This window comes from Streptomyces sp. NPDC005566 (assembly GCF_040605575.1).
Taxonomy (GTDB): domain Bacteria; phylum Actinomycetota; class Actinomycetes; order Streptomycetales; family Streptomycetaceae; genus Streptomyces.
The window spans coordinates 79762-94899 of record NZ_JBEXDB010000009.1; the positions used below are offsets into that span (position 1 = coordinate 79762).

Genomic DNA, 15138 nt, shown 5'->3' on the forward strand with positions numbered 1-15138 from the left:
TTCCGGCGCTTCCGCTCGAACAGCACGGCCCTCGTGTCCGGATCGACGCGACAGGTCCGGCGGGCGGAGTCCTCCCGCCGGGACTCCGGAGTGCGCTCGCCGTGGAACGGACCGGGGACGACGCCACGGAACGGGTGAGCCTCACCGTCGCCGCGGCACACTCGGACGAGGCCCTGCGCGCGCTGCTCGCGGCACGGCCGCCCTGGCACATCGCCGGGGTCGCGCCGATCCCGCTCAGGGACCGGGCCGTCGCGCGGGACCGGGCGGCCTCGGACCGGGGTGTGGCACCGGGCCGGGCACCGGCTCCGGACGTGACCCCGGACCGCAGTGCGGCAGCAACGGACCGGGCCGTGGCAATGGCACCGGTCACGGTCGCGGTCCCTGCCCTGGTCCCTGCCCTGGTCCCTGCCCTGGTCCCTGCCCGGGACATCGTGTCGGCCCCGGCGCCCCGGCCCGCGCGCCGGGGTGCCACGACCGCTCTGACGCGCTGTCAGGCCGCACTGATGGTGCGCTCGCAGCGGTGGCTCGCGCCCGTTCTCCTCTACGTGGCCTTCCTCGGTGTCGGTGTGCGGGCCGGGCAGCCCCTGCTGGATTCGCTCGGTTACGCGGCCGCCGCGCTGCTGCCCGTCGCCGCGTGGTTCGTCCGGCTCTGCGTCACCCAGGAGCCGCCCGCCGCCCGGACGGTCGCGGCTGCCGCCGCCGGGCAGCCGCGGGTCCACTGCGCCACGCTGCTCACCGCCCTCGGATCCGCACTGGCCCTGGGCGTCGTGGCCGACGGGGTCGTGCTCCTCATCAGCAGACCGGTCAGTACCGACGGCACTGTCGACCTACCGATTCCTCCTGCCGTCTGCGCCGGACTGTTCGCCGCCGTCTGCTGCGCCCTGCTGGGAGCGGCGGTCGGAGCGCTCTGTTCCCGGCCGCTGCTGCACCGCCGCGGCTGGTCCCTGGCCGCCACCGTGTGCGGGAGCCTGCTCGCCCTGGTGGCCGGCGGGTCACCTGCGAGGTACGCCGTGACGAGCCTGGTCACCGGTTCGTCGACCGGGACCGTCCCGGCCCCTGTCCTTCCGCTGGCCGGGGCCGCTGTCATCGCCGCAGCGGTGGCCGCCGCCACCTCTCGGCTCACATCGCTGCGCGGGTGAGTACGCTCGCAGGCATGGACGACGCCTACTGCGAGACGCCCGCGCCGGCCCCGGTCCCCGTCGACGCGGGCCCGCCGTACGCCGAGTGCGTGCTGTGCCGGGAGCCGACCGAGTACCCGGAGGCGACCAAGGGCAGCACCCTCTGCCCCGTCTGCGAGTGGCAGGAGGCGGGGCGCACCGCCTGCTCGGGCTGACCCGGCTCTCAGCCCCGCATCAGCTCGGAGACCTTGACGAAGCGGTAACCGCGCGCACGCAGCTCGGGGACCACGCGCCGCACGGCCTCATCGGTGACGGGCGCCGCGCTGCGCGTGCAGTGCATGACGACCAGCGAGCCCGGCTTCACCCCCGCCAGCACCTGCTCGGCCACCGCGCCGGCGTCCGTGGCGAACGCGTCGCCGCTGACGACGTCCCACTGGACCGCCGTCACCCCGGTGGCCGCCAGGGCCTTCAGCGAGGCGTCGTCGTAGCAGCCGCCGGGGAAGCGGAAGTACGGCACGACGTTGCGCGCCCCCGTCCTCCGGATCGCGGTGAACGCCCGCTCCACCTCGGCGCGCATATGGTCCTTCGCGACGGCCGGCAGCCCGTAGCAGGGGGAGGAGAAGGCGTAGTGGCTGTACGAGTGGTTGGCGACCTCGAACAGGGGGTCCGTGCCGATCGAGCGGGCCTGGGCGGGGTACTCCTCGGCCCACCGGCCGGTCATGAAGACCGTCGAGGGCACCTTCAGCCGACGCAGCAGCGTGATCAGCCCCGGGTTGTCGAAGTGCTCGCCCGCGGCGGCGCGCGGACCCTGATCTGCCGTCATGTCCGCGTCGAAGGTGAGCGCCACGACCTTGTCGGTGCTGCCGGCCTTGTCGGCCCTGTCACCGGAGCCTTCGGAGCGGCGCTCGAAGACGGGAGTCAGCCCGGCCGGCCCGGGCGCCATCGTGGGCGGCTCCGCCGGTGTGCCCGGCGCCTCGGCCGCGTGGCTCGGGCTCGGTGCGGCTGTGTGGCTCGGGCTCGGTGCGGCCGGGGGTGCGAGGGTCTGGGTGCGGGAGGCCTCCGGGTCCCCGCAGCCGGCGAGTACCGCACCCAGAATCGTCAGCATGGTCATCGTACGAAAAGATTTGATCACTGAAGGACGCTAGCTGATGGGTGGTCAGCACCCCTCGCGGCACTCCGGTCCAGCGCTCAGGCACCGGCGCTCCCGCCCCGGCAACGCACCGGGGCCGGGCGGCAACGTGCCGCCCCGGCCCCGGTCCCGCTGCCGGCCGCTCAGCGCCAGGGGCCCGTCACGGCGAACGTCGTCCCCGGCGTGTAGCAGTTCACGAACATCGTCCCGCCGTCCGGCGAGAACGTCACCCCGGCGAACTCGCCCCACTCCGGCTCCTCGGCCGTTCCGATGTTCTGCCGCCCCCGCGCCATCGGATAGACCTCACCGCGCCGTGTCACCCCGAGGACATGCTGTACGCCGCCGCCGTCCTCGCACACCATCAGCCCTCCGTCGGAGGCCAGGCAGATGTTGTCCGGGGACTCGCCGGGCAGCTGGATGTCCGAGTCCGGGCCGAAGACCACCACCAGCGTGAGCCGGCGCCGCTTCGGCTCGTACCGCCAGACCTGGCCGAAGTGGTCGGCCGCCGACCCCTCCGAACTGTGGGCGAAGCTGGAGACGAAGTAGACGGACGAGCCGCCCCAGTAACAGCCCTCCAGCTTCTGGGCGTGCGTGATGCCCTTCGGTCCGAAGTCCTGCAGCCGGATCGGAGTCCCTGCGGCCTGCGGATCGGGGACGGGCACCCACTCGATCCGGTCGAAGCTCGCCCCGGTCTCCTGGACGGCGGACAGGTCGGGTACCCCGGGCACCCGCATGGCTTCGAGTGCGCCCCCCGCCCGCAGCGAGCCCGTGCCGCCGAGCGGCTTCTCGGGGAGGAAGCGGTAGAAGAGCCCGAACGGCTGCTGGAACGCGTCCTCGGTCTCGTACACGATCCCGTTCTTCGGGTCGACCGCGATCGCCTCGTGCTGGAAGCGGCCCATCGCGGTCAGCGGTACGGCTCCGGTGCGGCGCGGATCGGCGCCGTCCACCTCGAAGATGAAGCCGTGGTCCTTGGTGTAGCCGTTGGTGCCGGCCTTGTCCTCGGTCTCCTCGCAGGTCAGCCAGGTGTTCCACGGGGTGGGGCCGCCCGCGCAGTTGACCGCCGTACCGGCGATGGCGACGCGCTCCCCGAGGACGTTCCCGCGGCTGTCGAGCTCCAGGGCCGTACAGCCGCCCTTGCCCACCGGGTCGTACGTGAGGCCCTCGACCGTCGGCACGCCGATCCTGCCGGTGGGCCGGTTCTCGTGGTTGCGCACGAGGTGGACCCGGCCGCGGCGGCCGGCGAAGGCGGCCATGCCGTCGGGGTTGCTCGGGACCCGGCCCTCGCCGGAGCTGAGGGGGTCGCCCTCCCGGGAGAGGACCCGGTAGCGGAAACCCTTCGGCAGATCGAGCAGTTTGTCGGGGTCGGGCACGAGGGGCCCGTAGTCGCCGTGGCCCCGGGCGGCTGCGGTGCCGGCGAAGAGTTCGATGAAAGCCCCGGCGAAGGCGATCGAGGCGGCGGTCGCGCCGGTGCCGGCCAGGACCTGTCGTCGTGTCGCGTGTCCTTGAGGTGCTGATGACATGAGGCAACTCCCTGTTGGCGGACAGGTGAAGTGACCCGCATGTGTGTACCACGCAAAGTGTCGCGCGGGAACCATGCGGGCCACTGTGCCTCGAAGTGACCCAGGGACGGACGTGGCCCCCGGGGCAGGTGGAATCAGGCCAGCGAAGCGCTGAGCGTGATCGTCGTGCCCGTCAGCGCCTGGCTGACCGGGCAGTTCACCTTGGCGTCCTCGGCGGCCTTCACGAAGCCCGCCTCGTCCAGACCCGGGACCTCACCCTCCACCGTGAGGTGGATGCCGGTGATACCGGTACCGGGCTGGAAGGTGACCTCCGCCTGGGTGTTCAGCTTGGTCGGCGGGGTGCCCGCCTTGGCCAGGCCGTTGGACAGAGCCATCGAGAAGCAGCTGGAGTGCGCGGCCGCGATGAGCTCCTCCGGGCTGGTCTTGCCGTTCGCCTTCTCCGCGCGGGACGGCCAGGAGACCTGGAACTCCCCGCTCCCGGAGGAGTCGAGGGTGACAACGCCCTTGCCCTCGAGCAGGTTGCCTTCCCAGACCGTGTGCGCCTGACGCGTGGTAGCCATGCTGGATCCCTTCAAACGGTGTGCGCGGTTATACGGGAGGTACGCGGCGCTGTGAGGCTCCTCGTACGCGGTACGCCCCCGAACCTACTGCGCCACCAGTCCCTTTGCGTCACGCGCCAGTGCTGTCAGCCGGGAGATCGCCCGGAAGTACTTCTTCCGGTACCCGCCGTTCAGCATCTCGTCGCTGAACAGTTGGTCGAACGGGCGACCGGATGCGAGCACCGGGACCTCCCGGTCGTACAGCCGGTCCGCGAGCACCACCAGACGCAGCGCCGTCGACTGGTCCGGCACCGGCTGCACATCGGTGAGACAGACTGCCGTGATGCCGTCGGTCAGTGCTCCGTAGCGGCTCGGATGGACCCGGGCGAGATGGTCGAGCAGGCCGGGGAAGTCGTCCAGGGCGGCGCCCGGGGTCGCGTACGCGGCCCTGGTGACCTGCTCGTCGGAGTACGGCGGCGGGGCCTCGGGCAGCCCGCGGTGGCGGTAGTCCTCGCCGTCGATCCGCAGCGGCCGGAAGTGGGAGGAGAGCCCCTGGATCTCGCGGAGGAAGTCGGCGGAGGCGAAGCGGCCCTCGCCGAGCTTGCCGGGCAGGGTGTTCGAGGTGGCGGCCAGCGCCACACCCGCCTCGACGAGCCTGCTGAGCAGTGACGACACCAGAACCGTGTCGCCCGGGTCGTCCAGTTCGAATTCGTCGATGCACAGGAGCCGGTGACCGCTCAGGGTCTGCACGGTCTGCTGGAAGCCCAGCGCACCGACCAGATTCGTCAGTTCGACGAACGTGCCGAAGGCCTTGAGCGAGGGGGCGGCCGGAGTGGCGTGCCAGAGGGAGGCCAGCAGATGGGTCTTGCCGACGCCGTAGCCGCCGTCGAGGTAGACACCCCGCGGGCCGGTGGGCGGCGCGGGCTTCTTGTTGAACCACTTGCGCTTGCCCGCGCCGCTGGCGTGCGCCCCACCTAGCCCGCCGGCGAACTCGGCGAGAACCTTGACGGCCTCGGTCTGGCTGGGCCGGTCGGGGTCGGGTACGTACGTATCGAAGCGCACCGCGTCGAAGCGCGGCGGCGGCACCATCTCCGCGACCAGGCGGTCGGCGGGGACGCGCGGCTCGAGGGCGCACAGGGACTGCGGGGCCGTTTCGGCTATGGGGCTCTGCCCCGGCACGGCGGTGGAGGACGACACAACTCTCCACCTTAAGGGCCGTGCCAGACTGCGGGGCATGCGACGCCTGCTCCCTGTGACGGACCTGACAACCGCGGACCCGGCAGATGCCGCCGGAAAGACATCCGCAGCCAGCGATCGCGAGTGGACACTCGACGAGCTGGCCGACGCCTACGCCTACCCCCAGGGCGGCCGCCCCTGGTTTCGCGCCAACATGGTCTCCACCCTGGACGGTGCGGCCCACCACGAGGGCCGCTCCCAGGGCATCTCCGGTGCGACGGACATGCGGATCTTCGGCACGCTGCGAGGGCTGGCCGATGTGATCGTCGTCGGCGCGGAGACGGTGCGGCTGGAGGGCTACCGGCCCGCGCGGGCCCGCGATGCCTTCGCTGCCCGGCGCGCGGCGGCCGGGCAGGGCTCCGCCGCCGCGATCGCCGTCGTGAGCGCGAGCCTGGACCTGGACTTCTCGCTCCCGCTCTTCGTCTCGCCCCTGGTCCCGACCTTGGTGATCACCGGGGCGGCGGCGCCCTCCGACCGGATCCATGCGGCCCGGGACGCGGGTGCCGAGGTGCTGATCGCCGGGGACGGAGCCGCCGTCGAGCCGGCGCGGGCGATCTCGGAGCTGGCCGCGCGCGGTCTCACCCGGCTGCTCACGGAGGGCGGACCTCGGCTGCTGGGGCAGTTCGTGGCGGCCGGGGTGCTGGACGAGCTCTGTCTGACCGTGTCCCCGATGCTCACCGCGGGGGACGCGCAGCGCATCGCGGGAGGCCCCGGGGTGGCCCTGCCGGAACGTTTCTCCCTCACCTCCTTGCTGGAGGAGTCAGGATTCCTCTTCACCCGGTACGGGAAGATCTGACACATAGCGGAATTTCCCGTTCCGGTTAGCTTCGGATGGGCACACTTAGTCCTGCAGACCCCGTGCAATTGCGGGGAAGGATGGTTTCGGCAGCAGCGGCCGTCCAGGGCCGACGAGATGAAACGGAAGGGCGCCTGTCGTGTTCACAAGCGTTTTGATGATCGAGAAGCCCCTCACTCCCGAGGACGTGGAGTTCGTCACCACCCTCCACGGTGAGGAGCGGATCTCGTTCGTCGTCCTGATGCAGCCGCGCGGTGACCAGGCCGATGTCCTCCTGCGGGCGATCGACGACGTGGCGCTCGGCGAACTGAGAGAAGCGGTCCGCGAGGGCGAGGAGCCGGAGGGCAAGGCGGCGCAGGAGCCCGCCGCGGTCGCCCTGGAGTACTCGCTCCAGGAACTGCGCAAGGCAGGGTCCGAGGCCGTCGGACAAGTGATCGAGGACCATCCCCTGGACAAGCTGAAGACCGTGGTCGACGACTCCGGGGCCGACGAGGTCATCGTGCTGACCGCACCGCACTACGTGGAGGAGTTCTTCCACCGCGACTGGGCGTCCCGGGCCCGTCACAAGGTCGGCGTACCGGTGCTCAAGCTCTTCGCGCACAGCGAATAGGCTGGGCGGACCACATCCACGTCACATCTTCGGGAGACACACGCATGGCACCCGGTATTCCTGCCGCCCTTGAACGGCCGCACTTCATCGGCATCGGCGGGGCCGGGATGTCGGGCATCGCGAAGATCCTCGCCCAGCGGGGAGCGAAGGTGGCAGGCAGCGACTCCAAGGAGTCCGCCACCGCGGAGGCCCTGAGGGCGCTGGGGGTCACCGTCCACATCGGGCACGCCGCCGGTCACCTGGCGGACGACGCGTCCTGCGTGGTCGTCTCCAGCGCCATCCGCCCGGACAACCCCGAGCTGGTCCGTGCCGCCGAGCTGTCCGTGCCCGTCGTGCACCGCTCCGACGCGCTCGCCGCCCTGATGCAGGGCCTGCGCTCCATCGCGGTCGCGGGTACGCACGGCAAGACCACCACCACGTCGATGCTCGCCGTCGCCCTGTCCGAGCTGGCCCTCGAACCGTCGTACGCCATCGGCGGCGACCTGGAGGGTCCCGGCACGAACGCCGCGCACGGCGGCGGTGACATCTTCGTCGCCGAGGCGGACGAGAGCGACCGCAGCTTCCAGAAGTACGACCCCGAGGTCGCGATCGTCCTCAACGTCGAGCTGGACCACCACGCGAACTACGCGTCGATGGAAGAGATCTACGACTCCTTCGAGACGTTCGTCGGCAAGATCGTCCCCGGTGGCACCCTCGTCGTCTCCGCAGACCAGCAGGGCGCCATGGAGCTGGTCCAGCGGGTCCGTGACATCTCCACGCTCAACGTCGTCTCCTACGGCGAGTCCGACACCGCCGACGTGCGGGTCCACAAGGTCACCCCGCGAGGGCTGACCAGCGAGGTCACCGTCGTGCTCGGCGGCAAGTACCTCACCTTCACGGTCTCCGTGCCCGGCAGCCACTACGCACACAACGCGGTCGCGGCTCTTGCCGCCGGTGTCGCCCTCGGTATCCCGGCGCACAACCTGGCCTCCGCCATCGGCAAGTACACCGGCGTCAAGCGCCGCCTCCAGCTCAAGGGCGAGGCCGCCGGGGTCCAGGTCATCGACTCCTACGCGCACCACCCCACGGAGATGACCGCCGACCTGGAAGCCATGCGCGGCGCGGCCTCGGAGGCCCGCCTCCTCGTCGTCTTCCAGCCCCACCTCTTCTCCCGCACCCAGGAGCTCGGCACCGAGATGGGCCAGGCTCTCGCCCTCGCCGACGCCTCGGTGGTCCTGGACATCTACCCGGCCCGCGAGGACCCGATCCCGGGCATCACCAGCACCCTGATCGTGGACGCCGCCGAGGCGGCCGGTGCCGACGTCACGGCGGTCCACGACAAGGCGGCGATCCCCGCCGTCATCGCGGGAATGGCGAAGCCGGGCGATCTGGTTCTCACGATGGGAGCGGGCGATGTCACCGACCTCGGCCCGCAGATCCTGGACCACCTGTCGAGCTGAGGAGCCACCGTGTCGTACGACGTCGAGAAGCCCGACGAGCAGTGGCGGGCGGAGCTGAGCCCCGCCGAGTACGCCGTGCTGCGCAAGGCAGGCACCGAGCCCGCCTTCGTGGGTGAGTACACCGACACCAAGACCGCGGGCGTCTACTCCTGCCGCGCCTGCGGGGCGGAGCTGTTCCGCTCCGACACCAAATTCGAGTCGCACTGCGGCTGGCCGTCCTTCTACGACCCGAAGGACACCGACGCGGTCGAGCTGATCCAGGACACCAGCCTCGGCATGGCCCGTACCGAGGTGCGCTGCGCCCGCTGCGGCTCGCACCTGGGCCACGTCTTCGAGGGCGAGGGCTACGCCACGCCGACGGACCAGCGCTACTGCATCAACTCGATCTCGCTGACCCTGGCGCCGGACCAGGGCTGAGCACGGAAGGCGGCGCCGCGGTCGGTCCTCCTGGGACTCCGCGGGTGCCGCCGGTCGGTCCGCCCCGGGCCTCTGCATTCGCCCGTCAGCCCGCCCCTGGCCCCTGCGGTCGCCGCCGGTCGGCCCTCCTCGGACTCCGCAGGGCTCCGCCGGTCAGTCCTCTTCGGGCGTCTCGGGCGCCTCGGGGCGCAGCAGCGGGTGCGCGACGCCGGGGAACACCCGGGCCCGCACGACCTCCTCGGCGGAACCGCCCTGCACCACCGTCTCGGCGACGCCCCACGGCCGGCCGGCCAGCCGCACGGTCAGGGTGTACGAGGACGAGCAGCCGGTGCACTCGTAGCGGTCGGCCCAGATCTCCACGTCCGTGACGCTGCCCGGATACCGCCGCACATGCAGGTGCCGGGCATGGCAGTGGTCGCACGTCTCGCCCGGCTCGCAGGTGCCGCCGCACGGACAGGGCACATCCAGCGACTCCGCCGGCTGCCAGCGCTGGATCAGCCTGGCCTCGCGGGTCGCGCCCATGTCCTTCATGGCCTTCAGATTGCGCGCGGCGACGTTGTACGACTCGCCGGTCGCCGCCATCCGGTCCCGGATGACGTCCTTGCGCCCGCGGTTCGTCGTCATGTGTTCCTCCTGGGTGTACGCAGCCCGCCAGGAGGCCCACGAAATCGTTCTCCCTACGGTACCTGGCGCACCACCCCCGCCGCCCCGGCCCCGGCCCGCAGCCCGGGCGGTCCCGGTGTACCCACCGTACGACCGGCTGTCCGGTACCTGTCCGAAGGCGGCCGGATGCAGCCGGAGGACGGTGTGTTCGTGTACCTCGAGCCGGGCAGAATCTACCGGTCCGGTGACTTCGGGACCGTTGCGGTCCGTACCGCGAGGTGCGGTGCCGAGTGGGCCGACGGACGCGGTGAAGACGGTCGGAGACGCCGGTTCGGGCGGGCGCACGGCGGGGCAGGACGACGAGGGACAGCCCGAGAGCCGACGCATCACCTGGGTAGAAGGAGCACCACGATGGCAACGCCCCTGTCCGCCGACAAACTGCTCAAGGCCCTCCGGAACGAAGGTCTGCATGTCGTCGAGCACCGGAGCTGGCGCACGCACAACCGCAACCACAAGGGCCCGTGGGGGCCCGTCCACGGGGTGATGATCCATCACACCGTGACCTCGGGCACCCAGAGCTCCGTCGACCTCTGCTACGACGGCCATTCGAGCCTGCCGGGCCCGCTGTGCCACGGCGTGATCGCCAAGGACGGTTCGGTCCACCTGGTCGGCCACGGCCGCGCCAACCACGCCGGACTCGGCGACGACGACGTCCTGCGCGCGGTGATCAACGAAACGGCGCTCCCCGCCGACAACGAGGCCAACACCGACGGCAACCGCTCCTTCTACGGTTTCGAGTGCGTCAACCTCGGCGACGGCAAGGATCCGTGGCCTGCCGCTCAGCTGGAGGCCATCGAGAAGGCCGCCGCCGCGATCTGCCGGGCGCACGGCTGGAACTACCGCTCGGTGATCGGCCACAAGGAGTGGCAGCCGGGGAAGATCGACCCGCGCGGGTTCACGATGGAATCGATGCGCAGCCGGATCAAGGCCCGGCTCGGCGGCCAGCCGGACGGCCCGTCGAATCCGCCCCCGCCGACGTATGAACCGTTCCCCGGTGCCGCGTACTTCCGGGCCGGTCGGCACAGCGCCGTCATCACGGCGATGGGGAAGAGACTGGTGGCCGAGGGCTGCGGAAGGTACGCGGTCGGCCCGGGCCCGGACTGGTCGGAGGCGGACCGCACGTCGTACGCCGCCTGGCAGCGCAAGCTGGGCCACTCGGGAAGCGGCGCGGACGGCATCCCGGGCAAGGCCAGCTGGGACAAGCTCAAGGTGCCCAACGTCTGAGCCGCTCCACCGAAGCCGGCCGGGTCACCCCCGGCGCACCCGCCCCACGATCCGCTTGCCCAGCCGCCCGATCGAGCGGGACGGCCGGCGGTTCCAGGTACGGAAGGCGTCGAGCGTGCGGCTGTTGACCTCGCGCTCGACGGCCTCCTCCACTGCCGCGACCCCATCGGCGGACAGGGCGCGCACCGCCGGGCGCAGCACCTCGTCCAGCAGCGCGGTGCGGGTCCTGGTCCAGGCGTCGCCGGCGTGCGGGTGGGCGGTCCATACGGTGAAGCAGTCCGCCACGTACGCGGGTTCGGCCCGGAGCCGGGTCAGGACCTCGTCGCGGCGGGCGACCCTGCCGTAGGCCGCGATCAGGTCCTCGTCACCGCTGTGCACGAACGCGTACAGCTCCGCCTCCGGGCGGTCCGGGGCGAGCAACCGCTGGGCCAGGGCACCGTAGGCGTGCTCCAGCACCAGCGGCTCCACCGGTTCGGCGAGGCCGCGCAGCGACCTGGCCCGCTCCGCCCAGCCGGGCTCGGCCGCACCGGAGCGGACATCCCGGGCGAACTCCAGAAGCAACAGCGAAGCACGCACCCGGGCGCCGATGTCCTGCGGAAAGCTGCGCAGCAGGTCGTGGGCGAGTTCCGGGGCGGCCTCGTCGTCGAAGGACGCGGCGAGTGCGGCGGCGACGAGATGCTTCCAGGTGCCGGCCGTCCGGTGCGCGTCCGACGTGGTCTCGCCCAGCAGCGAACGCGCCTCGCCCGCCGTCGGGGTGTCCTCGCCCCACACCAGGCCCACGGCGGTCCGCAGCACCAGCGGCTCGGCGAACGGGGACATGCCCGCCGCCCGCAGCACCGTGTGCAGGACCATCACCCGGTCGGCACCGCGGGCCTTGGCGCCGGGAGCCTCGGCGCACATCCGCAGATGGGGCAGCGCCTGCGTCCCGGTGAACGGCAGGGCGACCCGGATCAACAGCCGCTCCGTCCCTGCGGGGTCGTCCGGCGCGAGCCGGTCCAGTTCGCCCAGCAGTGCCGTACGCACGTCGAACTGCTCATCCAGCAGGTCGAGCAGCGCGGGACAGGCGCCGGCCTCCGGGTCATCGAGCAGCGCACGCGCCAGCCCGCGTACGACCCCGGGCAGCAGCTCCGCACACTCCACGCCGAGCAGCCGCACGATCCGCAGCACCTGCACGGTCCGCGCGACCCCCCGCGGAACTCCGGCGGTGAGCTCGGCCAGCAGGTCCTCGCCGAGCTCCGCGACCAGCGCGGCGACGGCACGCTCCCCGGCCGGCTCGGCGAATGCCGAACGCGGGGGCGGCTCGAGGGCGACATCGTCGCCCCGTACCGCCTCCGTCACCAGCAGCGCGGCCAGGGGCGCCGTGACAGCGGCGGGGGAGCGGCCGTCGAGCGCCGTGAGCAGCCGGAGTGCGGAGGCGCATTCGGCGGCCGTCCGGTCGTCGGCGGGCGCGGTCAGGGCGTCGGTCAGCTGCCGGGTCTGCTTCTCGTCCAGGGCGTAGGGCCGATCGGCGGCCCAATCGGCCGCCGCAGCACGCTCGTTGGACCCGAGCGCGATGCCGGCGCCGAGCGCTGTCACGGCGAGCGGCCCTGCGGCGAAGGGCTCGCCCGGCAGCTCCGCCGCGTCCTGGAAGAGCTCGGGTGACCGGCTGCGCCAGATACGGGCAGCGGTTCCGGCCCAGGCGTCGTCGACGGGAACCGCGGGGCGCGGACCGGTGCTCGCGTGCACCCGGAAACGGGGGTTGCCCGCGTCGGGGGCGTCCTGCGGCAGCACGCCGATGACCTGGTGCGACGCGCGCGCCGGATGCCGGGTGTAGGTGGTGAACGTCAGCCGTTCGGCGTGCTCCCGGGGCAGTACGGCGGCGGCCAGCGCGACCCACCGGGCCACGTCCGCGCTGTGGCGCTCGACGAGGACGACGGGCGGCGCGGACGGATCCTCGCTCACCCGGCGCAGGTCGGCGAGTACGGCCGCGAGCCAGGGGCTCCGGGACACGGCGAAGTCGCCCAGCCCTTCGCGGGAGAGGCCGCCGGAAGCGGACGGTGAGGTGGAGCGCGCGGTCAGCGGGTCGGGAAGCGCACGGTCCGGTGTCGTGGCCAGCCAGCCCGCGGCTCCCCACGCCGCGACGGGGAGGGCACCGCCCGGCAGCGGTGTACCGGCCGGCAGGTGAACGCCGTGCGCGTGGAACGCTCCGGCGCCGACGGCCACGGTGCGGCCGAGCAGATGACTGCCGTCGGACAGCGCACTGAAGCTGAACGCGACCGGCAGCGCGCGCAGTTCGGCATCCGTGAGGCGCCCGGACGCCCCAGGTATCTCAGAGGTGCCCGGCATTCCTGCCGGAGGTTCGTACCCGAGGAGCTGCCCGGCCTCCGCTCGTACCGGCCCGGGTATCGCGGGATCGACGGCGGTGAACCGGCCGCCGGGCTCCCCGTCCCCGGCCGCGGCGGAGGTGTAGTGCAGCTGAGCGAGGCTCATGTGAGTCGGTCCTTTTTCCGTGCCACGTCCGTCCGGGCCCACCGCGGTCACAACTCCGTGAAGGGAGCGGTCCGTAGTCGCGTGGGCGACGCTATCAAGGCCCGGGCCATGAGCTGTCGTTGTCGCGGTACGAGGGCGGCGCCCGGGCGCTGTGCGGCCCCGGACGCACCGGAGCCCGGGGCATCCGCGGCACCCTCGACATGGCCGGAACCCGCACTCCGCGCCACCCCTCGCGGGGGGTGACGGCGGTTTAGGTTGGTCACATGACCGATGCGCTGCTTTCCGCAGGAGTGGTGGAGTACGAGGACACGGGTGGCGACGGACCCGTGGTGGTTCTGCTGCACGGGGTCGCGATGAACGGCTCGCTCTGGCGGCACGTCGTCTCAGAGCTGCGCGACGACTTCCGGTGCATCGTGCCCACCCTGCCCCTGGGGGCCCACCGCAGGCCCATGCGCCCGGACGCCGATCTGACGGTCCCCGGGGTCGCGCGGCTGGTGGCGGAGTTCCTGGACGTACTGGACCTGACCGACGTCACGCTGGTGATGAACGACTGGGGCGGGGCGCAGGCCCTCGTCGCGGACGGGCGGGACCAGCGGATCGGCAAGCTCGTGATCACGTCCTGCGAGGCCTTCGACAACTTCCCGCCGGGCCTGCCCGGCCGCAATCTGTACGCCTCGGCGAAGATGCCCGGCGGCATCGGGCTCGCCTTCGCGCTCCTCAAGCTGAAGCCGATGCGCAGACTGCCCATGACCTGGGGGTGGATGAGCAAGCGGCCCATCCCGGACGAGGTGCTGGACGCGTGGTTCCAGCCCTTGTGGACCTCCACCGAGATCCGCCGGGACCTCAGGGCCTACGTTCTCGGGGTACCGCCCAAGGACGAACTCCTGCGATGGGCGGAAGGGCTGCGCGCGTTCGACCGTCCCGCGCTCGTCGTCTGGGCGACGGAGGACAAGGTCATGCCGCTCGCCCACGGACGCAGACTCGCCGAGCTGCTGCCGCAGGGCCGGCTCGTGGAGATCACCGACAGCTACACCCTGATCCCGGAGGACCAGCCGCGGCAGCTGAGCGCGGCGATCAGGGCGTTCCTGCTGGAGACCTCAGCGGCCTGAACAGCGTCCCGGCCGCCAGGTGCCCCTGCGGTACGGCCGGTGCGGATCCGGAATGCCGTGTCACACCCTCCGTACGTCCACGCCCACCGCTCTCAGTGCCTCGACCTCGTCATCGGGTGCCGCCGCGTCGGTCACCACCGTGTGCAGGGCGGCGGCGGGGGTGACCAGAGCCAGGGCGGTGCGGGAGAGCTTCGGGGCATCCGCCACGGCGATGACACGGCGGGCCGACGCGATCGCCGCGCGTTTGACCGCCGTGTCCTCGAGGTCGTAGGCGGTCAGCCCGTCGGCAGCGGTCAGGCCGCAGCAGCCGATGACGGCGGTGTCGAAGCGCAGCGAGGCCAGGGACGCCTCGGTCAGCGGGCCCGTCAGCGCGAGCTCACCGGGGCGCGGGCGGCCTCCCGGCAGCAGCAACGTCAGCCGGTCCGCCCCGGTGAGGGCGTTGGCCGCGTGCAGGGACAGCGGCATGACGGTCAGTCGGCGGTGGGCGAGGGCGTGGGCCACTTCCAGACACGTGGTGCCGCTGTCGACGACGACCGACTCGCCGTCCGCGATCAGTGCGGCGACCTCGGCCGCGATGCGCCGTTTCGTCTCCAGACCCTCCTGCGCCCGCAGGGCGAACGGCGGCTCCTCGCCCCGCAGCACCAGGCTTCGGGCCCCGCCCCGGTAACGCTCCAGGACTCCCTGGCCGGCGAGGGTCTCCAGATCACGGCGGACGGTCATCTCCGAGGCGCCCGTGAGCTCGGCCAGTTCCGCCACGGTCTGCCGGCCCGCCCCGAGTACCGCGTGCGTGATCTGCTTCAGTCGGTCTGCGCTCGCCATGGACAAAGTGAACACCAATGGTGTGCGTAAAACAAACTTACGAACAGAAA

The 15138-nt window shown here is 72.1% G+C and carries 15 protein-coding genes; 8 read left to right on the forward strand and 7 right to left on the reverse strand.

Annotated features, from left to right (window positions below):
- Positions 1 to 503 precede the first annotated feature (503 nt).
- On the forward strand, positions 504 to 1139 hold the full coding sequence (locus tag ABZS61_RS16225; protein ID WP_356421116.1) for an ABC transporter: 636 nt from the start codon (positions 504 to 506) through the stop codon (positions 1137 to 1139).
- A 14-nt stretch (positions 1140 to 1153) separates the two neighbouring features.
- Positions 1154 to 1333, forward strand: coding sequence for a hypothetical protein (locus ABZS61_RS16230; RefSeq protein ID WP_356420470.1), 180 nt, complete (start codon positions 1154 to 1156; stop codon positions 1331 to 1333).
- An 8-nt stretch (positions 1334 to 1341) separates the two neighbouring features.
- On the opposite strand, the gene ABZS61_RS16235 is transcribed toward ABZS61_RS16230, so the two are convergent.
- From ABZS61_RS16235 to zapE, 4 genes are all read right to left on the reverse strand, one after another.
- Positions 1342 to 2229, reverse strand: a complete 888-nt coding sequence (locus ABZS61_RS16235) for a polysaccharide deacetylase family protein (RefSeq protein WP_356421119.1) — start codon at positions 2227 to 2229, stop codon at positions 1342 to 1344.
- A 161-nt stretch (positions 2230 to 2390) separates the two neighbouring features.
- The gene (locus ABZS61_RS16240; RefSeq protein WP_356420473.1) at positions 2391 to 3767 is read right to left on the reverse strand and encodes an alkaline phosphatase PhoX; all 1377 of its coding nucleotides are present in this window, start codon (positions 3765 to 3767) and stop codon (positions 2391 to 2393) included.
- Positions 3768 to 3901: 134 nt separating this feature from the next.
- A complete protein-coding gene (locus tag ABZS61_RS16245) occupies positions 3902 to 4327 on the reverse strand; it encodes an OsmC family protein (RefSeq protein ID WP_356420476.1) in 426 nt (141 codons plus the stop codon).
- An 84-nt stretch (positions 4328 to 4411) separates the two neighbouring features.
- Positions 4412 to 5503 carry a cell division protein ZapE gene (gene zapE / locus ABZS61_RS16250; RefSeq protein ID WP_356420479.1) on the reverse strand — a complete coding sequence of 364 codons (1092 nt, stop codon included), beginning with the start codon at positions 5501 to 5503 and terminating at the stop codon, positions 4412 to 4414.
- 37 nt (positions 5504 to 5540) lie between these two features.
- Between zapE and ABZS61_RS16255 the strand changes: the two genes are divergently transcribed.
- From ABZS61_RS16255 to msrB, 4 genes are all read left to right on the forward strand, one after another.
- A complete protein-coding gene (locus tag ABZS61_RS16255; protein WP_356420482.1) occupies positions 5541 to 6338 on the forward strand; it encodes a pyrimidine reductase family protein in 798 nt (265 codons plus the stop codon).
- A 157-nt stretch (positions 6339 to 6495) separates the two neighbouring features.
- A complete protein-coding gene (locus ABZS61_RS16260; protein ID WP_356420485.1) occupies positions 6496 to 6948 on the forward strand; it encodes an indole-3-glycerol phosphate synthase in 453 nt (150 codons plus the stop codon).
- 44 nt (positions 6949 to 6992) lie between these two features.
- Complete coding sequence (murC, locus tag ABZS61_RS16265; protein ID WP_356420488.1) at positions 6993 to 8387, forward strand: UDP-N-acetylmuramate--L-alanine ligase; 1395 nt, start codon at positions 6993 to 6995, stop codon at positions 8385 to 8387.
- A gap of 9 nt (positions 8388 to 8396) precedes the next feature.
- Positions 8397 to 8804 (forward strand): peptide-methionine (R)-S-oxide reductase MsrB, encoded by a 408-nt coding sequence (msrB, locus tag ABZS61_RS16270; RefSeq protein WP_356420491.1) that lies wholly within the window; start codon positions 8397 to 8399, stop codon positions 8802 to 8804.
- Positions 8805 to 8957: 153 nt separating this feature from the next.
- Here the strand turns inward: msrB and ABZS61_RS16275 are convergent, their stop codons facing one another.
- The gene (locus ABZS61_RS16275) at positions 8958 to 9428 is read right to left on the reverse strand and encodes a hypothetical protein (protein ID WP_356420494.1); all 471 of its coding nucleotides are present in this window, start codon (positions 9426 to 9428) and stop codon (positions 8958 to 8960) included.
- A gap of 390 nt (positions 9429 to 9818) precedes the next feature.
- On the opposite strand from ABZS61_RS16275, the gene ABZS61_RS16280 reads away from it, so the two are divergent.
- Complete coding sequence (locus ABZS61_RS16280) at positions 9819 to 10691, forward strand: peptidoglycan-binding protein (protein ID WP_356420497.1); 873 nt, start codon at positions 9819 to 9821, stop codon at positions 10689 to 10691.
- A gap of 24 nt (positions 10692 to 10715) precedes the next feature.
- Here ABZS61_RS16280 and ABZS61_RS16285 read toward each other — a convergent pair whose 3' ends face one another.
- Complete coding sequence (locus ABZS61_RS16285) at positions 10716 to 13160, reverse strand: GTPase-associated protein 1-related protein (RefSeq protein ID WP_356420500.1); 2445 nt, start codon at positions 13158 to 13160, stop codon at positions 10716 to 10718.
- A gap of 263 nt (positions 13161 to 13423) precedes the next feature.
- Here ABZS61_RS16285 and ABZS61_RS16290 point away from each other — a divergent pair, with 263 nt between their 5' ends.
- Positions 13424 to 14269: an alpha/beta hydrolase gene (locus ABZS61_RS16290; RefSeq protein ID WP_356420503.1), complete on the forward strand. Its 846-nt coding sequence runs from the start codon at positions 13424 to 13426 to the stop codon at positions 14267 to 14269.
- Positions 14270 to 14329: 60 nt separating this feature from the next.
- Here the strand turns inward: ABZS61_RS16290 and ABZS61_RS16295 are convergent, their stop codons facing one another.
- Positions 14330 to 15088, reverse strand: a complete 759-nt coding sequence (locus ABZS61_RS16295; RefSeq protein WP_356420506.1) for a DeoR/GlpR family DNA-binding transcription regulator — start codon at positions 15086 to 15088, stop codon at positions 14330 to 14332.
- Between the last annotated feature and the right edge of the window lie 50 nt (positions 15089 to 15138).